The organism is Oceanobacillus sp. FSL K6-0118 (genome assembly GCF_038006665.1).
GTDB classification, from domain to species: Bacteria; Bacillota; Bacilli; order Bacillales; family Amphibacillaceae; genus Oceanobacillus; species Oceanobacillus caeni.
The window spans coordinates 457,785-483,565 of sequence record NZ_JBBOVR010000001.1; the positions used below are offsets into that span (position 1 = coordinate 457,785).

At 36.4% G+C, this 25,781-nt stretch carries 22 protein-coding genes; 15 read left to right on the forward strand and 7 right to left on the reverse strand.

The annotated features are described in order from the left end of the window. Nucleotides 1-57: 57 nt before the first annotated feature. Nucleotides 58-1,503 (forward strand): M20 family metallopeptidase, encoded by a 1,446-nt coding sequence (locus MHI02_RS02380; protein WP_216884332.1) that lies wholly within the window; start codon nucleotides 58-60, stop codon nucleotides 1,501-1,503. A 116-nt stretch (nucleotides 1,504-1,619) separates the two neighbouring features. Here MHI02_RS02380 and MHI02_RS02385 read toward each other — a convergent pair whose 3' ends face one another. Further along, the gene (locus tag MHI02_RS02385) at nucleotides 1,620-2,822 is read right to left on the reverse strand and encodes an MFS transporter (protein ID WP_341165618.1); all 1,203 of its coding nucleotides are present in this window, start codon (nucleotides 2,820-2,822) and stop codon (nucleotides 1,620-1,622) included. A gap of 172 nt (nucleotides 2,823-2,994) precedes the next feature. On the opposite strand from MHI02_RS02385, the gene MHI02_RS02390 reads away from it, so the two are divergent. The 9 genes from MHI02_RS02390 to MHI02_RS02430 all read left to right on the forward strand — a co-directional run bounded on the left by MHI02_RS02390 (nucleotide 2,995) and on the right by MHI02_RS02430 (nucleotide 12,403). Continuing rightward, nucleotides 2,995-4,404, forward strand: coding sequence for an ISLre2 family transposase (locus MHI02_RS02390; RefSeq protein WP_341165619.1), 1,410 nt, complete (start codon nucleotides 2,995-2,997; stop codon nucleotides 4,402-4,404). 229 nt (nucleotides 4,405-4,633) lie between these two features. Further along, on the forward strand, nucleotides 4,634-5,071 hold the full coding sequence (locus MHI02_RS02395) for a MarR family winged helix-turn-helix transcriptional regulator (protein ID WP_047184502.1): 438 nt from the start codon (nucleotides 4,634-4,636) through the stop codon (nucleotides 5,069-5,071). A 200-nt stretch (nucleotides 5,072-5,271) separates the two neighbouring features. Then, a complete protein-coding gene (locus MHI02_RS02400; RefSeq protein ID WP_047184535.1) occupies nucleotides 5,272-6,330 on the forward strand; it encodes an LLM class flavin-dependent oxidoreductase in 1,059 nt (352 codons plus the stop codon). A gap of 12 nt (nucleotides 6,331-6,342) precedes the next feature. Continuing rightward, nucleotides 6,343-6,909, forward strand: coding sequence for an NADPH-dependent FMN reductase (locus tag MHI02_RS02405; RefSeq protein ID WP_047184503.1), 567 nt, complete (start codon nucleotides 6,343-6,345; stop codon nucleotides 6,907-6,909). 369 nt (nucleotides 6,910-7,278) lie between these two features. Beyond that, nucleotides 7,279-8,580, forward strand: a complete 1,302-nt coding sequence (locus MHI02_RS02410) for an MFS transporter (RefSeq protein WP_047184504.1) — start codon at nucleotides 7,279-7,281, stop codon at nucleotides 8,578-8,580. Nucleotides 8,581-8,792: 212 nt separating this feature from the next. Beyond that, entirely contained in the window at nucleotides 8,793-9,506 is a 714-nt protein-coding gene (locus MHI02_RS02415) for a FadR/GntR family transcriptional regulator (RefSeq protein ID WP_047184505.1), read from the forward strand. A 41-nt stretch (nucleotides 9,507-9,547) separates the two neighbouring features. Continuing rightward, on the forward strand, nucleotides 9,548-10,264 hold the full coding sequence (locus MHI02_RS02420; RefSeq protein ID WP_047184536.1) for a (Fe-S)-binding protein: 717 nt from the start codon (nucleotides 9,548-9,550) through the stop codon (nucleotides 10,262-10,264). Nucleotides 10,265-10,281: 17 nt separating this feature from the next. Continuing rightward, nucleotides 10,282-11,718 carry a LutB/LldF family L-lactate oxidation iron-sulfur protein gene (locus MHI02_RS02425; protein WP_047184506.1) on the forward strand — a complete coding sequence of 479 codons (1,437 nt, stop codon included), beginning with the start codon at nucleotides 10,282-10,284 and terminating at the stop codon, nucleotides 11,716-11,718. After that, entirely contained in the window at nucleotides 11,702-12,403 is a 702-nt protein-coding gene (locus MHI02_RS02430) for a LutC/YkgG family protein (protein WP_047184507.1), read from the forward strand. The genes MHI02_RS02425 and MHI02_RS02430 overlap by 17 nt, the downstream gene beginning before the upstream one ends. A gap of 78 nt (nucleotides 12,404-12,481) precedes the next feature. Here MHI02_RS02430 and MHI02_RS02435 read toward each other — a convergent pair whose 3' ends face one another. The 5 genes from MHI02_RS02435 to MHI02_RS02455 all read right to left on the reverse strand — a co-directional run bounded on the left by MHI02_RS02435 (nucleotide 12,482) and on the right by MHI02_RS02455 (nucleotide 16,761). Further along, nucleotides 12,482-13,924 carry a sodium:solute symporter family protein gene (locus tag MHI02_RS02435; protein WP_047184508.1) on the reverse strand — a complete coding sequence of 481 codons (1,443 nt, stop codon included), beginning with the start codon at nucleotides 13,922-13,924 and terminating at the stop codon, nucleotides 12,482-12,484. Further along, complete coding sequence (locus MHI02_RS02440; protein WP_047184509.1) at nucleotides 13,921-14,106, reverse strand: hypothetical protein; 186 nt, start codon at nucleotides 14,104-14,106, stop codon at nucleotides 13,921-13,923. Before MHI02_RS02440 ends, MHI02_RS02435 begins: the two co-directional genes overlap by 4 nt. 449 nt (nucleotides 14,107-14,555) lie before the next feature. Further along, on the reverse strand, nucleotides 14,556-15,611 hold the full coding sequence (ytvI, locus tag MHI02_RS02445; RefSeq protein ID WP_047184510.1) for a sporulation integral membrane protein YtvI: 1,056 nt from the start codon (nucleotides 15,609-15,611) through the stop codon (nucleotides 14,556-14,558). 64 nt (nucleotides 15,612-15,675) lie between these two features. After that, the gene (locus tag MHI02_RS02450) at nucleotides 15,676-16,026 is read right to left on the reverse strand and encodes a DnaJ family domain-containing protein (protein ID WP_047184511.1); all 351 of its coding nucleotides are present in this window, start codon (nucleotides 16,024-16,026) and stop codon (nucleotides 15,676-15,678) included. A gap of 198 nt (nucleotides 16,027-16,224) precedes the next feature. Further along, nucleotides 16,225-16,761, reverse strand: coding sequence for a ribonuclease H-like YkuK family protein (locus MHI02_RS02455; RefSeq protein ID WP_047184512.1), 537 nt, complete (start codon nucleotides 16,759-16,761; stop codon nucleotides 16,225-16,227). 245 nt (nucleotides 16,762-17,006) lie between these two features. On the opposite strand from MHI02_RS02455, the gene MHI02_RS02460 reads away from it, so the two are divergent. After that, nucleotides 17,007-17,624 (forward strand): methyltransferase, encoded by a 618-nt coding sequence (locus MHI02_RS02460; RefSeq protein ID WP_047184513.1) that lies wholly within the window; start codon nucleotides 17,007-17,009, stop codon nucleotides 17,622-17,624. Nucleotides 17,625-17,661: 37 nt separating this feature from the next. Here MHI02_RS02460 and pulA read toward each other — a convergent pair whose 3' ends face one another. Next, nucleotides 17,662-19,815 carry a type I pullulanase gene (pulA, locus tag MHI02_RS02465; RefSeq protein WP_341165620.1) on the reverse strand — a complete coding sequence of 718 codons (2,154 nt, stop codon included), beginning with the start codon at nucleotides 19,813-19,815 and terminating at the stop codon, nucleotides 17,662-17,664. A gap of 313 nt (nucleotides 19,816-20,128) precedes the next feature. On the opposite strand from pulA, the gene glgB reads away from it, so the two are divergent. From glgB to glgA, 4 genes are read left to right on the forward strand one after another with little or no spacing between them, the layout of a single operon-like run. Then, on the forward strand, nucleotides 20,129-22,018 hold the full coding sequence (gene glgB, locus MHI02_RS02470; protein ID WP_341165621.1) for a 1,4-alpha-glucan branching protein GlgB: 1,890 nt from the start codon (nucleotides 20,129-20,131) through the stop codon (nucleotides 22,016-22,018). A gap of 29 nt (nucleotides 22,019-22,047) precedes the next feature. Continuing rightward, nucleotides 22,048-23,208, forward strand: a complete 1,161-nt coding sequence (locus tag MHI02_RS02475) for a glucose-1-phosphate adenylyltransferase (protein WP_084824031.1) — start codon at nucleotides 22,048-22,050, stop codon at nucleotides 23,206-23,208. Then, nucleotides 23,205-24,311, forward strand: coding sequence for a glucose-1-phosphate adenylyltransferase subunit GlgD (gene glgD / locus MHI02_RS02480; protein WP_047184515.1), 1,107 nt, complete (start codon nucleotides 23,205-23,207; stop codon nucleotides 24,309-24,311). The genes MHI02_RS02475 and glgD overlap by 4 nt, the downstream gene beginning before the upstream one ends. A 37-nt stretch (nucleotides 24,312-24,348) precedes the next feature. Beyond that, on the forward strand, nucleotides 24,349-25,776 hold the full coding sequence (gene glgA / locus MHI02_RS02485; RefSeq protein WP_047184516.1) for a glycogen synthase GlgA: 1,428 nt from the start codon (nucleotides 24,349-24,351) through the stop codon (nucleotides 25,774-25,776). Nucleotides 25,777-25,781: the final 5 nt, after the last annotated feature.

Consider the following 25,781-nt stretch of genomic DNA (forward strand, 5'->3'; position numbering starts at 1 on the left):
ATTTAGACCGAGAGAAATAATGTTGTTAATATACTTAAAGATAGGGGATATATGATCATGAGTGTAACAGAAAAAATATCAACTTTAGTAGATAGTAAAGATGAAAAATTTAAGGAATTGGCCAATAAAGTGTGGGAGTTTGCTGAGACGCGATTTGAAGAATTTCGTTCAGCAGATTTATTGAGTAATGCGTTGGAAGATGAAGGGTTTACATTGGAGCGGGATGTTGCAGGACTTGAAACTGGCTTTGTAGCTAGTTTCGGTGGAGGAAAACCGGTTGTTGGAATACTGGGAGAATATGATGCACTCTCAGGTCTCAGCCAAAAATCAGGAAGCAAGTCATATGATCCGATTATACCACAAGGGAATGGACATGGATGTGGGCATAATTTACTTGGTGTGGGCTCATTGGCTGCAGCGATTGCGGTTAAAGATTATATGGAAACCAATAGCCTTCCAGGAACCGTTAAATATTTCGGATGCCCTGCAGAAGAAAGTGGATATGGAAAGGCATTTATGGCCAGAGAGGGTGTATTTGATTCGCTTGATGTTGCTTTTTCCTGGCATCCTTATACGATGAATGCCGTTCCGCATACGAGTTCAAACGCCGTCATTCATGCAACCTTTACGTTTTATGGTCGCAGTGCCCATGCAGCACAGGAGCCGCATCTTGGAAGAAGTGCCTTGGATGCTGTTGAATTAATGAACATTGGTGTTAATTATATGCGTGAACATATGATTGATGATGCTCGCGTTCATTATGCTATTACGAATCCTGGAGGGTTAGCACCGAATGTTGTACAAAAGGAAGCAGAGGTTACCTATTTAATTAGAGCCCCTAAACCGGAACAGGTACAAAATCTGTATAAACGTGTAGAAAATATTGCGCGTGGAGCTGCCTTAATGACTGAAACAGAAATGGAGCATCAAATTGAAGGATCTTGTCATAATTTGATTCCAAACAGTACATTGGAGCGGGTTATGCATCAACAAATGGATGAATTGGGATTCCCAGAATTGAATGATCAAGATATTGAATTTGCCAAGGCAATGTATCAGACTTTTACCGATGAAGGTAGGGAAAGTGCAAAGTCACTATTTGATAAGGAATACGCTTCCCAATTGGATGAAAGACCAATTGCTGATGTGATTCTTCCTTACTCGGAGAAATTATCATTCATGAACGGGTCAACCGATGTTGGGAATGTTAGCTGGAAGGTTCCAACAGCTCAGTGCTACACATCTACATGGGCATTAGCTACTCCTTTCCATACATGGCAAGTGGTAGCGCAAGGAAAGCAGAACTATGCTCACCAAGGAATGCTACTTGCCGGAAAAACAATGGCTTGTACAGCAATTCGTGTTTTAGAGGATGAAGATTTATTATCTCAAGCCAGGGAGGAATTTAAAAACCGTCTTGATGGGGATCAGTATGAAAGTTTAATTCCACAAGATCTTATGCCTCCAAGACGTAATGTTTCTGAAGCTGTGGGAGTGGAGTAAAGATCACTAGCTTAATAGACTTGGTTGAACCCCTTATAGTTCTAATGCAAATGAAAAACTGCCCTAATAAATCTTGTTAGGGCAGCTTTTTATTAAAGATTTTTAACCTTATTTTTTCAAACTAAGGTTTCTTCATAAGAAGACGTTTCATGACTCTTTTTTCTTCCATGCAAGAAATAATATAATACAGTAGCAGCCACAACCAAAATGGCCATTGTTTCATATAAGTTTCTATAGCCGGTGAGAGGAATTAAAAATCCAAGTAAAAACGGTCCAAAGCCGGCACCGAAATCTGCAAACATAAAGAATGTTGATGTTGCCAAGCCAATACGACTCTTAGGTGATGCCTTAACAGCTATAGCTTGAGCGCTGGTAATAAATGTTCCATAACCAATCCCAATACAAGCACCAGATAATAAAAGTATAATCCCTTGATGGGCATGACCTAATATGATTAAACCGAGGGCAAAAACAATAAGGACGGGATACATAACAGCATTATCCCCTTTCATGTCAAAAAGTTTGCCCATATAAGGTCTTGTTACTAAAGTGGCAATAGCATAAACAACAAAGAAAAAACCGGCAGCGTTGACCAAGTTAATTTCTTGTGCATATACGGTCAGAAATGAAAGAACACTTGAATAACTGATGCCAATTAAAATACTTACAATGGAAATTGGAATTGCTTTCGCTTCAAAGAAATCGCTCAGTTTAAAGCCCTTCTCTTTTTCTAATGGATCTTTATGGAATTCCACATTAGGCACCTTTAAGAAAAGTGAAACTAGAAAACTTATTCCTATAAGTGCGGTACATGCAACGAAGTTCATCCTGAAACCTAAATGTTGATTGATTAAGATTCCAAAAAAAGGACCAACTGCAGATGCAAGTGTTGTACTTAATCCGTAGTAACCAGTACCTTCACCCCTACGTGTATCTGGAATAATGTGTTGTACAATCGTACCGGTGGCAGTAGAGGCTACTCCAAAAGCAGCACCATGCAAAAAACGCACAAGAAAGAGAATAGGTAAGTTTGTAATACTAAAATATAAAAGTATGGTTATAACAGAAAAAATAAAGCCGATAAAAAGAATTTTCTTTTGGCCAACTTGGTCGATGTATTTCCCTGAAAAAAGCCGACCAAAAAGCATCCCTATGATAAAGATTCCTGCTGCCAAACCACCCATGCATTCTGAAGCATGAAACTGATCTATCGTAAATATCGCAATGGTGGAAATTAATAGGTAATGAATAAAGTAAAGGAAAAAATTGGTGAAAGATACAATTAAAAAATCTTTTGTCCATAAATTAGGTTTATCCAATTTAAACGAACCTTTCTATTTTGGTATGTGCTATCTTGTTATTCCAAAAAGACATCACGACTATGTGTAAAATAGTTCTCGGGGATTTGAAACAAAATTCTAGAAAAAAAAGAAAAGGCGCTCTATCATAAATGTATGCTGACCGGCAAATACATTTGAAAGAGGCCTTTTCATGAATACAATTATATCAAAAATCAGCGAATTATTAAAGGATACAAATGATTTAATTGACTTTGAGGAACATGTTCAAATTTATGTATATGATCTCCTTACTAAACTGATGGGGAGCGTATTTACACAACTTAATCAAACGATAAAAAGAAGAATGCAAAGTAAGGGTTGGACGGTTGAACGAGAAGATGAAAAGACAATTCAGTTTATCTTTGGGGCAGTTCGTTTTACGCATACATTAATGCACGATATCAATGGGAAAGCGCATTATCCTTTTGATGAGTGGGTTGGATTTAGAAAATATCAGCGACATAGTCCTTTAGTTGAAGTAAAAGTGGCGGAGTTGGCTAGTGAGAGTACGTACCGAGAAACTGCACGCATATTAAGTGAATGGACTGCCGTGAATCTTAGTCATACGACAGTGGGAAGTATGGTGAAGCGTGTAGGAAAAGCACAAGCGCAAGCTGATGAAGAATTGTTAGCTGAATTAGAGGAAGCTGCCTATTTACCAAAGGGGAAAGAATTGGAATTTTTATTTGCCGAGGCAGATGGTGTATTTGTGCGTGGAACAAAGAAAAAGACAAGTCATGAAGTCCATCATGCGATCATTCATGAAGGTTGGAGTAAAAATGGGAAGCGTATTTCCCTAAAGAATCCACAGGTCATCATGACAACCAAACCAACGAATGATTTTTGGAAAGAAGTCCAGGCGTTTACAGCTAGTCATTATTCCTTAGAAAATACACAAGTTGTCACCAATAGTGATGGTGGTCCCGGTTATACGGCAGAACGTTTTCAAGAGGCTTTCTCACAGTCTAGTTATCCTGTTTTAAATCAATTGGATTCCTTTCACATTTCTAAAGCACTGAATCGAACTTTTGGAGTTAAAAAGAGCGAGTTTAAAGAAGGTGTACAAAAGGCAATCAAAGAACACGAACTGGATGATTTCATACGTTGGATGGATACATTGGAGAGCACTTTAGAAACGGATAAGCAGTTAGAAAAGGCCGAGGATTTTCGTAGATATATTGGCGGTAATTGGGATCGAATTTTTGATTGGAGAGAAAAAGTTGAGAATCCACCAAAAGAGGCAAGGGGCATGGGTGCAATGGAATCCAACCAACGACATATTTCATTCCGAATGAAAAAGCGTGGAATGCATTGGAGTTTAGAAGGTAGTGAGGCAATGGTGAAGATCAAACAAGGGATTCTAAATAAAACATTACGATCCGTCTATTTGAGAGACCAAAGGCGAAGTGTAAGAAAACAACGAGACGTGAAAAAAGTGGTTCGTATGACTGAATTTCTACGCCAGGAAACCCAGCCGTCAATTGGAGCAAAACAAGGTAAAATAAGCCTAAATACAGCTCATTCATCAGCTATTGGACAGTTAATAAAAAGTTTTAGATAACACCCTGATTTTTAGGTAAGGTTCTTGGTTTTTAGAACGTTACCTAAAAATTGGGGACAGCAAGCGACAAGGGTCGCGCGGTAGCCGAAAAAGTGTACAAAAATAGAGTGCCGGAAATATTGGTGTGAAAGACACACCGAGAAAAACTTGACACATACCTGTAATAAACATCCCTTGTCTTTTTATAACTTGAGGTGTAAAGTGATAGTAACGAAAGGAAGTGAGTACGGTGAGAAAAAATACACTAGGTGTACTGCTCTGGTTGCGTATCGCGCGGTTTACGCATCAAAGTAATTTATTATCGAATGAATTCTTAAAGCAATTTGGCATTACCGCAGCACAGTTTGATGTTCTTACTCAGATTTCTAATTATCAACCTATCATGCAAAGTGAACTAGCTGTTAAATTAACGGTATCAGAGGGTGGAATTTCCCGTATGCTCACCAGACTTGAGCAAGAGGGATATATAAAGCGAAAGCAAGACTGGAAAACGAAATGGATTACTCTCACTTCAGAAGGTAGAGAAAAAATAGAAGAGGTTTTTGAACAGCAAAAAAACTTCCAAACGTCTCTTTTTAATGATTCCTTAACAAAGGAAGAGCAAAAAACTTTATACAAGCTCATGACTAAATTACAAAAAAATACGGAAGGTAAAATGGGAAAGTAATTAACCATTTATTTTTTATGATATCACTTGACTTGTAAACTGATGGTAAGAAGTTTCTTAAATGTTTAGTTTAGCACTCATCGGAGCTATGAATGCCGGAACAAGCGCAAAAAAGCTTAGTTTCACTACTCATACCGGAATATACGAAACCAATAGTCGAAAATACAAACCAACTAAAGAAAGGTGACAGAAAAATGGGCATGGAAAAATACCGAATAGATCAAAGTAAGGGATTGGAGTTTGGATTGTATTCATTAGGTGATCATTTATCTAATCCTCAAACAGGTGAGCGGATTTCCGCACAGCAACGACTTAAGGAACTTGTTGAAACTGCAAAATTAGCTGATCAAGCAGGCATTGATTTTTTTAGTATTGGTGAAAGCCATCAAGAATATTTTACTACGCAAGCACACTCAGTTGTATTAGCAGCAATAGCTCAAGCAACTGAGAAAATAAAAATAGGAAGCTCTTCAACCATTATCTCTACATCCGACCCAGTTAGGGTGTTTGAGGATTTTGCAACTATTGATCTAATTTCTAATGGTCGTGCAGAAATTATTGCTGGCCGAGCTTCGAGGATTGGACTCTTTGAATTATTAGGTTATGATATTCGTGATTATGAAGAATTATTTGAGGAAAAATTTGAACTGTTACTACAAATTAATGAAAATGAAGTTGTCAATTGGAGCGGGAACTTTCGAGCACCTTTAAGAAATGCAAAAGTATTGCCACGGCCAAAAGAAGGATCTATGCCGATTTGGCGAGCTGTTGGCGGCACTCCTGCTAGTGCTTTTAAAGCAGGCTTCCAAGGTGTTCCGATGGCCTTAGCAATGCTCGGTGGACCAGTATCACATTTTAAAACATCTGTTGATACTTATCGTCATGCTTTAACCCAAGCAGGATACGATCCAGCAGATTTCCCAGTTGCCACAACAGGGTTTTTCTATACAGCCGAAACAACACAACAAGCATTAAGGGAATATTATCCTCACATCAATGAAGGGATGAAACGAACGAATGGACGAGGGTTTGCTAAGCAACTATTTGCACAAGGAGCGGACAAACGGAGTGTCATGCTTGTGGGAAGCCCTCAAGAAATTATTGAAAAGATATTGTATCAACATGAACAATTTGGTCATCAACGATACATGGCACAATTGGAATTTGGCGGCGTTCCGTTTGACAGGATAATGAAAAATATTGAAATTATTGGTACCGAAATTGTACCGGCTATTAAAAAATATACAGCAAAACAATAGGAGGTAATAAGTGTGAAAATAGTAGGTTTATCTGGTTCCATTGTGGGTTCTAAAACTAGAACAGCAATGAATTACCTATCCAAAGAAATCTTAGAAAAATATCCAGAAGTAGAATTTAATCTAATTGACCTAGCAGATTACGATATTCAATTTAGTGATGGGCGAAATTATTTGGAATATGAAGGTGATACTGGATACGTTACAAAACAAATTATGGAGGCAGATGTCATCATAATTGGAACACCTATATTTCAAGCATCGATTCCAGCTACATTGAAAAATATATTTGATTTGCTTCCTGAAAAATCATTTTGGGACAAAATCGTAGGTATCCTTGTTACCGCTGGATCATCCAAACATTATTTAATCGTAGAACAACAATTAAAACCAATTTTATCTTATATGAAAGCACAAGTTGTTCAATCGTATGTATTTATTGAAGAAAAGGACTTTTATAGGAAAGAAATAATCAACGATGATATTATCTTCCGGATCCAACGCTTAGTCGAAGATACAGTAGTGTTAACTGAAACCTATACGAATATTCGTAAGGCTAAGGAAGAGGAGTATGATTTTTAAGAAGAAAAAAGTGACACAATTTAGAATGAAAGACAGGATTATTTCCTTGGGGGAAGATTCCTGTCTTTTTTTAAGTTGAATTTGATTTATGATTCATAAAAGTTATATGTAACCCCAATTGTATTGTTGCACTTATGAGTAAGATAAAAGTACTGTTACAACAACTTTTAAGTTATTAAAACCAAGTAAAATGGAATATACTGAATAATTCATTTCCTTTGAAAATGATATTTACAAGCCCTAAAACTCATGATAGAATACGAACATAAGGTTATCGGGTCATCTGATGAGTTGGCAAACATATGAACTGTCCAAGTATTGTAAGTGATTTAAATTGGGGTGAATTAATTAATTGGGGGGAGAAACACAATGTTAAAGGGGAATGTAAGGGTACTTTGTGCTAGTTTAATAGGTAGTGCGATCGAGTGGTTTGATTACTTTTTATACGGTACGGTTGCTGCCTTAGTTTTTAACCAGTTATTCTTCGTAAGTGAGGATCCAGTATTGGGGTTAATTATTGCGTATACTTCCTTTTCAGTTGCTTTTTTCTTACGACCTATCGGTGGAGTCCTTTTTAGTCATATTGGGGACCGTTTAGGTAGGAAAAAGACGTTAGTACTAACGCTCAGTTTAATGGGCTTATCTACCTTTGGTATGGGGCTGCTGCCTACTTATCAAGTGATTGGTATTTGGGCGCCAATTTTTCTAACTTGTTTACGTTTCGTGCAAGGGTTGGCACTTGGTGGCGAATGGGGCGGTTCTGTACTGTTAGCGGTAGAATATGCACCGAAAAATAGAAAGGGGTTATTTGGAAGTGTGCCGCAAATAGGGATTTCCCTGGGATTGATTTTAGGTTCCTTGGTTATGTCGGTGATGACACTTCTACCAGATGAGCAGTTCATGTCTTGGGGATGGCGTGTACCGTTTTTATTAAGTGTCTTACTTGTTTTATTCGGTTTATGGATTAGGAAAGGTATTGATGAAACTCCCGCATTTAAAAAAGCCCAAGAGGCGGGTGAAATATCAAGGCTTCCGATTGCAGATACATTACGTTACCATTGGAAAGCAGTGTTAATCGCGATGGGGGCAAAAGTAGTTGAAACGGCACCATTCTACATATATGGAACATTTATCGTTTCTTATGCAACATCCAATTTGTCATTCAATGAGTCCGAGGCTTTGAATGCGGTTGTAATTGGCTCCTTAGTTGCTACGATTCTTATTCCGATTATTGGACATCTATCAGATCGAATTGGTAGAAAGAGAATTTACCTATTTGGTATTGTGGCGACTGTATTATATGCTTTTCCATATTTCTGGATGCTGCAACAAGGTTCGGTATTTTTACTTATTTTAGCAACGGTTATTGGTTTGGGATTCATCTGGGGTTCCCTCAATGCTGTCCAGGGAACGATGATGTCGGAATTTTTCCCGGCGAAAATACGTAATACCGGGATTTCGTTAGGATATCAGCTTGGTGCGGCATTTGCAGGAGGAACGGCTCCGCTTGTGGCAACAACATTATTAGCCACTTTTAACAATTCTTACGTACCGGTTGCGCTTTATATGATTTTAGCTGCATTAGTCAGTTTCATTGCGATTATTTCGATCAAAGGTAATGGTCAAGTGAAGGAGCAAAGTGATTCAAATCTTGAAGAAGTTAGCGGTTAAGTTTTGTTGGAAGGATTCTGTTTCTACTTCATTTAAAAACAAAATCGGCAAGGTATTATGCCTCGCTGATTAAACATTAAAATTTTGCCAGATTACTTTCTTTAGGAGTGAACCATTGTATCAAAAAATATAACAATAGATTATCATCACAACTAGAAGGGATTTAATAGATTTAAGAAATCCAACAACTATGAACAGGGGTTGAACATGAATTGGAATATAAAAAAATAAGAAAGCGAAAAATCTACGAAGAAGTGGCAGATTCTTTAATCGAGATGATTAAAAATAAACAACTAAAACCGGGGGATAAGTTAGATTCTGTTGAAAAACTGGCAAATCATTTTGATGTTGGTAGATCTGCTATTCGGGAAGCACTTAGCGGACTTCGTTCAATGGGGTTACTTGAGATGAGACAAGGGGAAGGGACTTATGTAAAGGATTTTGACCCGTCTAGATTCACTTTGCCTGTTACTACAGCTTTTTTAATGAAGAAAAACGATGTTAAAGAGTTGTATGAACTACGGAAAATATTAGAGGTAGGAACAGCCAGCCTTGCTGCAAAAGTTTATAAAGAGGAAGATTTAATGCCAATAGAAAAGGCACTAATTGTTATGAAAAATGCAAAAGATAATGATGAACTAGCAGCAAGTGCGGATACCGATTTTCATATGGCGATTGCAAGTGCAACACATAATCAGTTACTTATCAACCTAATGAGTAGTGTGTCCGATCTACTTACCGAATCCATTCGTGAAACAAGGAAAGTCTTGTTATATTCGCAGGGGCGATCTGAAAAGTTATATTTGGAACATGAAAGGATTTTTAATGCTTTAAAAGATAGGGATTCAGAACTTGCGGGGCAATGTATGCATGATCATTTAGAAGAGGTAAATAAAGATCTATTTAAACATATTGATAAATGGTAAGAAGCTATCTTGGTAGTCTACATAATGAAGAGGTGAGAGGTTTGAAAGTATCCTTATTTATTACATGTTTAAGTGATATGTTTTTTACAGACGTTGGAAAAAATACGGTTGAGATTTTAGAAAGAGCTGGCTGTGCGGTGGATTTTCCTGCATCCCAGACTTGTTGTGGTCAACCAGCTTTTAATAGTGGTTATTTAAAAGAAGCAAAACAATCTATGAAACAGATGATGAGGAGTTTCAGAGATTCGGAATATGTCGTAGGTCCTTCTGGATCATGTATTGGAATGTTAAAAGAATACCCCAAGATATTTGCGGGAGATAAAGAGTGGGAGGAGGATGCAAGGGATCTTGCCAATAAATCCTATGAATTAACGCAATTTCTTGTTGATGTTCTTGGAATAACAGATGTTGGTTCCACATTTAAAGGAAGAGTGACCTATCATCCATCATGCCATATGACAAGAATTCTTGGTGTTAAGGATCAACCAAGGAAACTTTTGCAAAATGTTAAGGGAGTTGAATTAATTGAACTTCCCGTTGCAGAAGATTGCTGTGGCTTTGGTGGAACATTCTCGGTGAAAAACCCTGACATATCTCGAGAAATGGTAAAAGAAAAATCGAGGCATGTATCCGAGACAGGAGCGGATTACTTGGTTGGCGGTGATATGGGATGTCTTATGAATATAGGTGGAAGAATGCGTAGAGAAGGGAAACAAGTAGAAGTTATCCATATTACAGAAATATTAAATACTCACTAATGGATGGAGGAGTTTACATGAGTGTTAAAATTGGGGAAGCTCCGTATAACGAACGTATAACAAAAGGGATTGAGAATGATTTCATGCGTGAAGCCGTTTCTTCCGCACAAGGGAGATTTAGAGCTGGAAGACTTTCTCAAGCGGAAGAACTTGGAAACTGGGAAGATTGGCGCAGGTTAGGAGAAGAAATTCGTACACATACAATAGAAAATATTGATTTCTATTTACAGCAATTGAGCGATGCAGTTTCTAAAAAAGGTGGAAATGTCTATTTCGCGGAGACTGCTGAAGAAGCGAACCATTATATTCAGAATGTCGTTAAAAAGAAAAACGCCAGAAAAGTAGTAAAAGCGAAGTCTATGGTAACGGAAGAAATTGGTTTAAATAAAGCGATAAAGGATTTAGGGGTGGAGGTAGTCGAGTCAGATCTTGGAGAATGGATTTTGCAGTTGGATGAGGAAGCACCTTCTCATATTGTTACCCCTGCTTTACATAAGAACAAGGAGCAAATCCGCGATACTTTTGCCAAAAAAAGAGGGTATGATAAATCCGATGACCCAGAAGAGCTTGCTGCTTTTGCTAGAAAGGAATTACGTAAAGATTTCTTATCTGCTGATGTTGGTATTACGGGATGCAACTTCGCTATAGCAGAATCAGGAGCAATTACGTTAGTAACGAATGAAGGAAATGCAGAAATGGTAACTACCCTTCCAGATACTGTTATCACGGTGATGGGGATGGAACGCATTGTCCCTACATGGGAGGAAATGGAAGTACTTGTTAGTTTATTAACGAGATCGGCTGTTGGACAAAAGTTAACTAGTTATATCACAACCTATGGTGGGGCGCGCTTAGAGGATGAAGTAGATGGCCCTGATGATTATCATCTAGTTATTGTTGATAATGGTCGTTCGAAAATTTTAGGAACGGAATTTCAAGCTGCTCTTCATTGTATACGCTGTGCGTCCTGTATCAATGTTTGTCCAGTTTACCGACATGTTGGAGGTCATGCATACAATTCCATTTATCCAGGACCAATTGGTGCGGTTATTACGCCGTTATTGGATGGATATGATGATCATAAAGAACTTCCTTATGCATCTTCTTTATGTGGTGCTTGTACAGAAGCATGTCCAGTTAAAATTCCATTACATGAAATGCTTATCCGCCACCGACAAATTATCGTGGAAAGGGAGAATAAGGCACCAATGACTGAAAAGATTTTGATGAATGGGTTTGCTAAATGGTCATCAAGTCCTGCCGCTTATAAAATAAGTACTAAATTAGCAAGGCCTGCTTTAATCCCATGGATCAAAGACGAGGACATGATTGAAAATGGACCAGGGCCTCTAAAAGGATGGACAGATGTACGTGATTTTCCTGCCCCTAGCAAAAAGTCATTTCGTGCTTGGTTTAAAGAAAGAGAGAGTGAACAACATGAACGTTCAAAATAAGGAGTCATTTTTAAATAATCTAGCCGATAGACTTAACAGGCCACGTCGAACCCAAGGGGTAGCACGGCCTGATTGGAGCGTTTATCCTCAATATGAAGTATTTAAAGGGGCATCGCAGGATGAATTGGTTGAAGTTTTAGAAAAACAGTGTGAAGCTATCCATACTGATTTTATACAAACAGATCAGATGGAATTACCAATAGTTCTTGAAGAAACGATTAGGAAATATGATGGAAAGTCGATTATAGTATCCAATGATCCTCGTAATGAGAAATATGGACTAAACCGTTTTTATAAAAATTTAGATGAAAATGTAAATGTTCATATTTGGGATCCCGAATTAGGAAAGGGAAATCAGGTAATTGCGGAACAGGCAGATGTAGGAATTACATTTAGTGATATTACATTAGCTGAATCCGCTACTGTGACATTATTTAATAATAAAAATAATGGCCGCTCCATTAGTTTATTACCCAAAACGTATATAGCCATTATTCCAAAAAGTACGCTTGTTCCTCGCATGACACAAGCAGCTAATCAAATTCATGAGGCAACGCTTAAAGGGGAGACTGTTGCATCTTATGTAAGTTTTATATCTGGGCCAAGTAATAGTGCGGATATTGAAATGAATTTAATTGTTGGAGTTCATGGTCCGGTGAAAGCAACTTACATTTTAGTGGATTAAAATGATCACACTAACTTCAATAGGACATAGGATAGTTTTTAGACTTTCCTATGTCCCTAATCTCTTCTAAACTTTATATTATACAGATAAGAACCCCTTCGCCTTCTCTTCCGGTGCTTTTGTCAGCAAACTTACACTGATGAAAAGGATGGTTGAAATAAGAATACCCCAAAGTCCGGAAGCTAAACCTAAAGGCTTTATTTGCATCAATTCCAGGATAATAACAATGAATCCACTAACTACTACACTAGAAATAACCCCAGCTGCCGTTCCACGCTTCCAAAAGAACGCCCCGATTATGGCTGGTACAACTACTAACAAACCAGCGGAGGAAGAAACAGATAAAACTGCAATCAGGTTAACTTCCATTAGCGAAAAGATAAATGCTAAAGCTGCTATTACAGGAATGATAAATTTACCAACTTTAAGTTGTGCGGAATCACTTGTATTCTTCTTCACGTTCCCATATACATCCCTAGCAAACAAAGATGAAAGGGTAAGTAAAATGGAATCAATAGTCGAAATGGCAGCTGCCATAATTCCTACCATAACGATAGCCCCCAAAATTGGCGGTATTAGATCTGATTGAAGAACTAATGGTGTTGCCATGTCTGCATTTTCTAAATTTGGAAACATGATTAAAGCGGAATACCCCCAAATAATTGCCACAATCGTATAAATCAATCCAAATATCAAAAATCCCATAAGCATATGCCTCATACTTTTTAGTGATGAAGGCATGTACAATCTTTGACTAACCTGTGGATTGGATAAGCTAAAGAAAAACCAAGGTAGACTTAAACCTAAAAAGTTTAGAAAGCTAAAAAAGCCATTTCCGGGCACGGTTAAATATTCAGGATATTTTGTTTCAAGTGTGCCAAAGAAACCGCTAAAACCACCGAGCCCTTTAATTAATACTAGCACTACAATAGTAGAAGTAATAATCATAAAAAGTGCCTGTAGGGAGTCTGTCCATGCCACTGATCTAATTCCTGCGATATAAGTGAAGAAGATAGCTAATGCTGTAGCAAGAATAACACCAGTAGAAAAGGAAATAGCATTATTTGTCACACCTTGTAATAAGTAACCAACACCTGATAATTGAACCGCACTATAAGGAATTAAAAAAATACAGTTCGAGACAGCAACGAGAATCGCTACTGTTTTACTATCATAGCGATCACCTAGCATTTCGGATGGAGTTACATACCCAAATTTCTTTCCTACCTTCCAAAACCTTGGTCCAAAAAAGGCAACAAGGGAAACCCCCATTAAATAAATCAGTTCAAAACCTAATGCTCCAACTCCACCATTATAAGTAAGACCGGCGAGTCCTACTAACATGAACGCACTATAAGTTGTGGCACTATAACTAAGCGCAGATACAAACCCATTCATCTTTCGGTCTCCAAGAAAGTAACTATTCATGTTATTTTGTTTTCCAGACCTTGATAATAATGCAATGAGAATGGCAACTGCGACATATATAACAATGGCGCTCCATACTAAAGTTGTACTCATTTTTCTTTACCCCAATCCTTTGTTATAAAATAATTAATCCCAATAACGATGACGGCTAGGATGATCCAAACAAAGAAACTCCCATACCATTTTGTAACATTTGTTAAAAGCGTATAGGGGAGGATATACGCTATAAGAACAAAAAATAAAATCATAAGCCCCCATTTTAATTCTCCTTTCAAGATAAAACCTACTTTCTATAAAAAAATTTTGTTAATAGAATAATAGATAATGCTTTTAATGTGGTATAGTGAAATATTTCACAATTTAGGTATGAAAAGGTTCGTAAATAGATGGTTTTTTATATCATAACAAATAGTGCCATTCTTTTCTATATTTAAATAAATTTTTTTAGTAGATACCCCTTCTTAGACAAAAAAGAGGTTGGGACAAAAATGTTTTATCAAAAGGGAAATCCGAACTTTACAGAAGTTATGGAGTAGATAAACCGCTACGGAAATATACTTCGCTTTCCGCGGGCGGCTGGTGAGCCTCCTCGTGCTAACGCACTGCGGGGTCTCACCCAGGCCTTTTTCCCCGCAGGAGTCTACGTATATTTCCTCCACTAATTTTGTAGGATTGTTCGTCTTTTGAGTTAAACATTTCGTTATGTCCCATCCTCTTTTGGATGTTATATTTTAAAATCCAATTTAATAAGTCCAGCTTCTTTTGCTGACAGTATGGCGATGATGGATAATGGACCGATAATCAATCCAATGATGCCGAAGAAGTACAAACCTAACCATAAACCAATTAAAGTTGGAAGTGGAGGTAAACCAATTTGGTCTCCCATAACTTTTGGTTCGACCGTTCTGCGTATGATTAATAATATGGCAGCTAAAACAAGTAATTGAATTCCTGTATTCGTATCTCCAGCTATTAAATCAAATAATGCCCATGGTGCAAGGATAACAATGGAACCGATAATTGGAATTAAATCGATAAACCAAACAATTAAGGACATAACAAGTGCATTATGTGGAGAAATAAAGATTAGACCGATATACGTTACGATAAAAATAATAATACTAACTAAAAGCTGTGCTTTTATAAAGCCTGTAAAAAACCGTGTGGAGCGTTGTAAGATATATTGGATTTTTTCAGCATTTTCTTCACGGAATTTGGAGTAAAATATTTTTCTGTATTTTGGAAGGTCTATACTTATTAAAAATAACGCGATTAAATAGATAATAATAACAACGACTAAATTTGGAATTCCTTGGATCCAACCCGCTAGTATCGGTATCATTCCCTGCGCCATATTGGTCAACCATTCTAGAAGGTTAGAAATCTGTCCTTCCATTTCATTTATAAAAATAGGTGGAAGTCCCGCCGCAGTTTTATTAATATCTTCGAGCAATTTTTCGATGAAGACATTGATATCAATAATGTAATAAGGTAATCTTTCAGCAAATCGTATTGTTTCATTTACGACTCTAGTGATAGCAACATAAAATATAAAGGCGATACTTAAAACAAACAAAAGAAATGAAATTAATACTGCAGGTGCCCTAGTTTTCAGCTTTAAATGTTTCTGCAGGAACCGAACTAAAGGTTCTAAGACGAAAGCTGTAACCGTGGCTAATATTAAAGGCATGAAAGCGGAAGAATAGAAATATAGAATAATTGCAATTAATATAAGTGAAACTGCAATAATAATCCGTTTGGTTGTAAAAAACTTAGCCAAATAAAAACTCCTTTCAATTACGAATACTTTTATTATATATGAGGTATCCAATTGTTCCCAATACTTAAGAAAGTAATTTGTTATATATTTTTTTCGCGTAATGACGAAATGAAGGATTTTTCTTGAGTTTTCTTTCTTTTACAAAGGATTCAAATTGCCTTTTACGTTCAAATTGTATTTGCTCGCTTTCCATCCCAGTAGCAAATTGATGTAAGTCTTTAAAGGTTAAATTTTCTTTTTCTTTCTCCTCTGGGATATATCCTGCAGTTTTGAGTATTTTAAAGGTCCTTCTAATTTCTGGAGATAATCCTTGATACTCTTCTCTTAGATTAAGAGGTTCACCTTTTCCTGGAAGGTTATCCAATTCACCATTTTCGATCGATTCTTTGATTCTTTCTTCTACTATATGATACAAGTTTCCTTGCCTTCTTTCATTGTTAGATAGATATTTCTAGTATTCATCAGTTTTCTAAAAATACAAGTTGTTAAAAGTATATCCTAGAGACTTAGATTTAATCAATATAATTAGGTATTTCCAGTGTTTTTAGGCTGTTTGACGAATAGATGATAGAGGCTGCCTTAAGTGAGTTTATTTAACGACAGCCCCTATTATTTATTTCGTATAACGGTTTGCGTAGGAGCTTGCTACAAAGGATTCTGGTTTTATTTTTGGTTCTACACCAATGGATTCCATTCTAGATACCATTTCGTTTACAAAGATTCTTGTTTTGTTTCGGTTGCCTGAGCCAATATCGAGATGTCCTTCGATAGTAAAGGAAGCACCTTTATAAATATTCGGCAAAATAATATCAATTAATTGGCTTTTTCTTTCTTCGGTAAACATGGATACAATTTCTTCTGTCAAAGTCGTTTCATAAGAAATACGTTCGTGAAGGTTTGTCATCTTACGAGGTACATTTATTTTTCGTATACATGCCCATGCCCCTTTTTTCTCGCGCTGAATTACTATTCCAGTAATAAATTTAGTATAATAGCCATGTACTTGTGAATCCGTTCCAAACATTAAACGGTAATTCCCATTCGGGTCATTTCTCATAAATTGAACGATATTTTCAAAGACCTGTTCAAATGACATGTTTTTTTGACTTAAATTTTGGAACGAATCATCTAACACCTTTAGTTTTGCCATAATTCCCTTCCTTTTTGTAAAGAATTAACGAGGTATAAATAAGTATTGTAACGGTCTGTTTAATACAGTATATTCACGAATTAATAAATACGACTATTTTCATATACTAATTTTTATGATTCATTTGAACTTTTTTGATTTAAGTGGATTGACGTTAGAAGAATATTTTATGTGAAGGTTATGAACGGTTAACATGTAAAAAGGACCCTGCTATTAAACAGAATCAACTATTATGGAGAATCGACATGAAAGAATATTATTATGATAAATTGCTTAATATTAAAACCCAAGATCACAAGAATGCCTATACCAATGGGAATACCATACATTACCATCCATATGAACCAACACCTTATGATGTATTAGAACTCTTGTTTACGATTTACCCTGTCAAACAGACTGACTATATTGTTGACTTCGGCTGTGGTTTAGGCCGTTTAAATTTCTATATTCATTACTTTTACCATTCATCCATTATAGGTATTGAGAGGAATGAGGAATTTTATAAAAAGGCGATTGATAATAAAAATCACTATATGGCAAAGACAAAAAGGAAATCGGACAAAATGTTTTTCCTTAATTGTTTAGCAGAGGAGTATGAAATTAAAAAAGAGGATAATCGTTTTTACTTTTTTAACCCGTTTTCGATTAATATTTTCCGAAAAGTAGTTAAAAATATACTGGTTTCCTTTGAGCAAAAGAAACGTGAAGTAGATATTATCTTATATTATCCACATGATGATTATATTTTCTTTTTGGAAAATGAAACATTATTTGAGTTAATATCCGAAATTAAAATACCAAAGATGTATGATAAGGATCCATATGAACGTATATTAATTTATCGTTTGAATAAATGTTAAAGAGACGAACAGCAGTAACAATCTGTTCGTCTTCCACTTATTCTTTAGCATTAGCGAATCGTTTGGTGCCTTCTTCTTTCCTCGTTACTTTTCGATACTTTTTAAACACTAATAGTTCAAAGGGATTGATGGAAGTAAATTCTCCTATAACTTGTTTATTACTAGATTGGATATTGCTTAGTGTAACAACCCATTTCCCCGATGATGGCAATTGTAGGGGGACTTTTTTGTTCGTAGGATTTACATAAATAGAGAAATCGACATCATCTCCCAATAATGTAAAACCAAAAATAGGGGCTGGTGTCACCAAAGGATGAAATCTCCTTCTTATTTCATCCTTTGAACTTAGATGAAAAACTTCATACTTTTTACGAAGAGAAATAAGTGATTTTACGAACTGAACATTATTATCTTCTAATTCACGTCTATCCCAGTCTAGTTGATTAATTTCATCACTAGATATATAACTGTTTTCCACACCTTGCTTCGTTCGAAACCATTCTTGGCCTGCATGAATAAATGGAATTCCTTGGCTTAATAGTGTTAATCCAGTAGCTAATTGATGCATTTTTTTACGTTCCATTTCACTCGCATCCGGATTCGTTAATAAAAGCCGATCCCATAGGGTATGATTATCGTGACACTCCACGTAATTGATTGTTTGATTCATATTAGAAACAAAGGGAATACCGTATTCTTCTAATACAGATCCTGTTACCAAATGGGCAAGTCGTTCAACATAACGCCCATTTCCATTCACAAAGCCAGTATCGTGGTGGGAAAATAAATTTCCTTTTATTGTATCCCGAAATAAATCATTAAAGTAGCCAACCCCATTTAACTCATGAGAATTTTTACTTGTTGCTTTAAGATGGGAAGGTAAAGCAGTATCCAATTCCCAACCTTCTCCTAAAAGCATAATAGGGCTAGGTTCCTTTTTACAGCGGTCATGAATTTGCCTCATTGTTTCAATATCAAGTGCTCCCATCAAATCAAAGCGAAAGCCATCAATTTGATATTCCTCTAACCAAAAACTTATCGTATCCAGAATGAATTTCCTAACCATCTGTCTTTCTGAAGCAATGTCATTCCCAACCCCAGTTCCATTACTAATCATTCCATCTGGACGATATCGGAAGTAGTAGCCAGGAACTATTTTTTCAAACGGAGACTCCTCCATTACAAAAACATGATTATAGACGACATCTAAAATAACAGAGATTCCTTCTTGATGAAAAGATTCTATCATTGTTTTACATTCATTGATTCTTGCTATAGGGTCTTTAGGAATTAAAGAATAGCTCCCCTCAGGAACTTGAAAAAATAATGGGTCATAACCCCAATTATAAGAAGTATCTGGTTCTAATTCATTAACTCGGGCGAAGTCATTAATGGGCAGTAATTGAACGTGGGTTACGCCTAAATCTTTTATATAAGATAAGGCTGTTGAGTAACGATTAGAATTGGTAGTGTTTTTCTCTGCTAGCCCTACAAACTTACCTTTATTTCTTACACCGCTATTTTCATGAACTGTTGCGTCCCTTACATGTAATTCATAAATAATAGCATCCTGTAAACTTTTTCGTTTTGGTCTGGAAACTGTACTGTCTTTTAATGACTTTGTTCTAGTGAAGTCAACGATGATTCCTTTTTCACTGTTTGGGAGCATCGCTTTGGCATAGGGATCATTGACTAGAGTAGTTTTTCCATTCAATGTTACTTCATAAATATAAGAACAACCATGCCAATCTCCATCTACTGTTAGAGTCCACACTCCTCTGTTTTGCCTTTTTAAAGGAAGTTTTTTATCACTATCTAATTCTACTTTTACTACGGTTGCGGTAGGGGCCCATATAGAAAAGGTTGTTGAAGCCGAATGGCAAATAGCGCCAAGCTCTACGTCCAAATTAGAATAGTTTTCGTCAAACCACTTCGTTCGTACAATGGCTCCTGGATAGATAGGAATTTTTATATCATTCCATAATAGGAATAAATTCTCCCCGATTGGTAGTTCCTCATGATAACGAATTCTAGCTTTCGAATGGTTTATCTTTTCGGCTTTGGTCTGGATATAACTCTGTTTGTTTTCAATGTAAATGAATGGGGATTGCCCATTTACAAATAAACTCTCCATGTCGCCTATTACAGTTATTTCATGAATATCGTCTATCCACGCAACCTTGTTTTCCAAAGAAAGCAACTCCTTTAATAAACTATACACTTCTTTAGTATATGTAATAGTGAATAAAATGGAAATATAAACTATTAGGAAAATTATAACCATTTAATATCCCGTTTAAACAAAGTTTACAGATAATTAACGTCATTCGACAAAACGTGATGCATTGCAGTTTTCGGGGTCATTAATTGTCGAACGAATCTTCTGAAAACTGATTGAAGTGAATGGTTATTCATCTTATAATTAACCGTGTATTTGAAGGATCAACCATATTTTTTTCGTTATGTAAGATCCTTGCTTATTAAACTAGGAGGAAATGCACTCAATGAATTACCATATAACCGAACAAGATATCTATTTATTTCATCAGGGAACAAATTACCGTAGTCAACATTTTTTAGGTTGTCATTTAATAGAATGGGAAGGCAAGCAAGGGTTTCGTTTTGTGGTATGGGCTCCAAATGCAAATGAGATATCTGTTGTCGGGGACTTTAACGACTGGAATGGTGAGTTTCATTTTTTGGAGAGGTTAAATCATGAAGGGCTATGGGTTGGTTTTTTTACAGACGTTAAAGAAAACCAAGCATATAAATATCGAATTATCTCTCCTTCAGGTGAGGTAAGAATGAAGGCAGATCCATATGCTAGGAAGTCAGAGCTTAGACCGGGTACGGCTTCACTAACATTAAGTCCCTCCACATATCATTGGCAGGATGATCATTGGAGTAAAAAGAAGGAAGTTTATAATCCTCACACTTCCCCAATTTCTATCTATGAAGTTCACTTAGGTTCATGGAAAAAGAAGGAATCAGGAGAATTTTATACATATAGAGAGTTAGCAAAGAAGTTAATTCCCTATGTTAAATCTCTTGGGTATACACATATCGAATTATTACCCTTGGCTGAACACCCATTTGATTTATCTTGGGGATATCAAATTACTGGCTATTTTTCTGTTACGGCGAGGTATGGAAGTCCTGATGATTTTAAGTACTTCGTAGATCAATGCCATGCAAACGAATTAGGAGTGATTATGGACTGGGTTCCTGGGCATTTTTGTAAGGATGATTTTGCCCTAAGGAGATTTGATGGAAAGCCGCTTTATGAGTACGCTGATCCGAAAAAGGCAGAGAAATCAACTTGGGGGACACTTACATTTGACTTTGGTCGTCCAGAAGTACAAAGTTTTCTAATTTCAAATGCATTATATTGGCTAGAAGAATATCATTTGGACGGAATTCGCGTAGATGCTGTAGCAAGTATGTTGTATTTAAATTTCGACCGCCAAGATTGGGAAGAAAAGATTTATAACACGTATGGGGGCGAAGAAAATTTAGAAGCATATGCCTTTTTACGTAAACTGAACGAAGTAATTTTTTCCTATGAACCTAGTGCGTTAATGATGGCAGAGGATAGTTCCGATCTACCACTCATAACGGCACCTACTTACTCTGGTGGAATTGGCTTTAATTTTAAATGGAACATGGGTTGGATGAATGACATGTTATCGTACATGAAAAAAGACCCTGTCCACAGAAAATGGCATCATAATTTATTAACCTTTTCTTTCATGTATACACATTCAGAAAACTTTCTTTTACCACTTTCCCATGATGAAGTTGTACATGGGAAAAAGTCTTTACTAGATAAAATGCCTGGAGACCAATGGCAACAGTTTGCAAACCTAAGATTGCTATATGGATATATGACCTGTCATCCGGGGAAAAAACTAATATTTATGGGGGCTGAGTTAGCTCAATATGCTGAATGGAAGGATAAGGAACAGTTAGATTGGCATCTTTTAGATTATCCATTACATCATGGAATCTTCCAATATGTTAAAGAACTAAATCGCTTTTACCTAAAGAATCCAGAACTTTTTGAACTTGATCACGACCCAGATGGTTTTGAGTGGATTGATCCACACAATATAGATCAAAGTATTATAGCTTTTAGAAGAAAGAGTAAAGATAAAGAAATTATTATTGTTTGTAATTTCACCCCAAATGTATATTACGACTACAAAGTTGGGGTTCCAACTTCAGGAATCTACGAGGAAATCTTTAATTCTGACCAGAAAAAATATGGGGGGTCAGGACAACTGAACGAGAATAAACATTTTAGTTTTCCTGAAAAGTGGCATGGGCTAGCCCAACATATAAAGATAAAGATACCGCCACTAGCAGTCACGATATTTAAAAAAGTAAACAACTAAACGGAGTGTTCAAAAAGGAGCGATGTTTTTTGAGAGAATGCGTAGGTATGCTTTTAGCAGGGGGAGAAGGAAAACGATTGGGAGCATTAACCAATCAAATAGCAAAACCAGCAGTACCTTTCGGAGGAAAATATAGAATTATAGATTTCACTTTAAGTAATTGCTCCAATTCAAATATCCAAACTTTGGGAGTACTGACACAATATTCACCATTGGAACTTAACAGACATATTGGAAATGGGAAGCCTTGGGATATGGATCGTAGGTATGGTGGTGTTAGTGTATTATCGCCGTATACAGCTAAAACAGGTGGAGATTGGTATTCCGGAACTGCTGATGCTATCTATCAAAATATTCATTTTATCAATCAATATAATCCTAAATATGTTCTTGTTATTTCAGGTGACCATATCTATCAAATGAATTATCAAAAGCTACTCAATCAACATATACGGACGAAAGCAGATGCAACTATCTCCGTAATCAAGGTGCCTTGGGAAGAGGCATCCCGTTTCGGTATTTTAAATACAACAGATAGCTTAAGAATTTATGAATTTGAGGAGAAACCAGAGCATCCACAAAGTAATTTAGCTTCTATGGGAATCTATATATTTACTTGGGAAACATTAAAAGCATATTTAATTCAAGACGCAATGAGGAAGACATCTAGTCACGACTTTGGAAAAGATATTATCCCTGCAATGTTAGGTGATGAAAAACGCCTATATGCATACGAGTTTGATGGATACTGGAAAGATGTCGGTACGATTCAAAGTTATTGGGAAGCGAATATGGATTTACTGAATAATGAGCAGAGTGGACTTTCTCTTGATAATAATAGCTGGCGTATTCATACGCAAGATTCGAATTATCCTCCACAATTTATCGGTAAAGATGCGACGGTGAGGCATTCATTGATTAATTCTGGTTGCTTTGTTTACGGGAAGGTTGAAAAATCTGTTTTATTTAGTAATGCCAAAGTAGAAAAGAGTAGTACCGTTTCACAGTCTATTTTACATTCGGGGGTAAAAGTAGGGAGAAACTCAAACCTTCATCGGGTCATTGTGATGGAAAATACAGTGATTCCTGAAGGGACTAATATTCATGTCGGTGATAATGATGAACCTATGGTGATTAATCAGGAAATATTAAATGGTATGTTGGCAATGACGGGAGGAGGAAAACAATGAAAACGATGATGGGTTTAATAAATTTGGAGCATGAACATCACGTCTTTAATGAATTAACTTATTTCAGAACCCATGCTTCTATTCCTTTTGCCGGTAGATATAGAATGATTGACTTTGCTTTATCCAATATGGTTAATTCCGGTATTAACGAAGTAGCTATTTTTGCTAGATCGAAATACCGCTCTTTATCAGATCATTTGGGTACAGGGGAAAATTGGAATTTGGATCGCAGAAATGGTGGATTATATATTTTACCACCGGATTGGAATGATCCGAGTGATGTTTCAAAAGGAGATTTACAATTTTTCCATAATAATAGGGACTATTTTAATCGTGGGAAATCTGATTACGTATTAATCAGTGGAAGCCAATTTACAGCAAATATAGATTATGATGAGGCCTTTAAATACCATATTGATCGCGGCGCTGATGTGACACTAGTTACAACGGTGGCTGAGGAATTAAGAGAAGAGCATATCCCATATTTTCGTATTTGTGCGGATGATTTAGGTTGGGTGGAAGATATAACGAATGAGCAGACAAATCCATTGTTATTTACAGGTGCCTACATTATTAATAGATCTTTATTAATGGAATTAGTGGATGATTGTATTGCGTATAATCGGGATCACTTTTTTGTTCATGGAATAAAGGAGAAGTTAGCGGATCTTAGAGTTGTTATGTATCGATACAAGGGTTACGGAGCATTTATTAATTCCATCGAAAGTTATTACCGACATAATATGAACCTATTAATTGAGGATAATTATTTAGAGTTATTCTTCAACCCTCCATTTGTGAAAACAAAAGTATCGAGTAATCCACCAGCGAAATACTATAATCCTTCGAGTGTCAAACAATCCATTCTAGCTAATGGTTGTGAGGTCGAGGGGGAAGTGGACAAAAGCATTCTTTTCCGTGGGGTCATCGTGAATGAAGGGGCACAGATTAAAAACTCTATTATTATGCAGCGTTGTACGATTGAAGAAGACGTATATTTAGAAAATGTAATCTTGGATAAGGATGTTCATGTAAAGAAAGGGCAACGAATTATCGGGTCTAAGGATAAACCATATGTTGTGGCAAAACGGAGTGATATATAAGGATTTTTGAATAATAATTGGAAAGGGAAGATATGGAATGGAGAATATATTATTTGTTGCCTCAGAATCGACACCTTTCATAAAAACAGGAGGGCTGGGTGATGTAATAGGTTCGCTCCCACAAGCTTTGAAACAAGAACAAATGGAAGTCCGAGTTATCTTACCAATGTATGATGAAATTTCGGCTGAATGGAAAGAAAAAATGGAATATGTAACATCCTTTGATGTCCCTTTTGGCTGGAGAAATCAGGATGCAGAAGTATACACATTAAAACATAATCAAGTAATCTATTACTTTGTAGCAAATGATTATTATTTCACCAGAAAAGGGATCTATGGATATTACGATGATGGGGAGCGGTTTGTTTATTTTAGTCATGCCGTTATGGAGTTTTTAAATCAAGGATTATTTAAACCGGATATTCTTCATGCACATGATTGGCAGGCAGCTATTGCAGTCGTATTGGCAAATATTTTAAAACCAATTAATGATATGAAAACAGTATTTACCATTCATAATATTAAGTATCAAGGCATGATGCCAGTCGATATTTTTGAGGATTTCTTTAATTTGGATCGGGAGCATATTGGTGGGTTGGAATGGAACGGGATGTTAAATTGCCTCAAAGGCGCCCTGTTCCATGCCGATAAAATTACAACAGTAAGCCCAACCTATGCGGAGGAGATTAAATATCCATTTTATAGTGAAGGGTTACACCAAGTTCTATTAGATCGAGAACGAGATTTAGCTGGAATCTTAAATGGTATAGACCCTAAAGATTATAATCCAATGACAGACCCTCATGTTTCATTTAATTATCGTTCGGCTCGTTCGAAAAAAGTAGAGAATCGATTAGCACTTGGTGAAGAACTTAATATGGAAATGGATTTAGGTATGCCTTTATATGTTATTATTTCTAGATTAGTGGAACAAAAGGGGTTCCATCTCGTTCAGCATATTTTAGATGAGTTTTTACAAGAAGATGTACAGTTCATTGTTTTGGGGACAGGAGATCATGAATTTGAACATTACTTTTCGGAGGTTGCTAATCGTTATCCTGAAAAGTTCAAAAGTTTAATTACTTTTGATGAAGGATTAGCTAGACGGTTATATGCAAGTGCTGATTTCTTCTTAATGCCCTCCCAATTTGAACCATGTGGCTTAGCTCAGCTAATTGCTTTACAGTATAAAACAGTACCAATTGTACGTGAAACCGGAGGACTTAAAGATACAGTTACCTCTTATAATGAAATAACGGGAGAAGGTAACGGTTTTAGTTTTACGAATTATAATGCACATGACTTACTCCATGTTCTTAAATATTCGTTAGAAATTTATCATGATCATGAGCAATACCAACAGTTGATTCGAAATGTAAATAGGAGTCAATTTACATGGAAAAATTCCGCAGAGAAATATGTGGAACTATATGAAAAACTAGTACCAACCCCAATATACGGTTAGGGAGA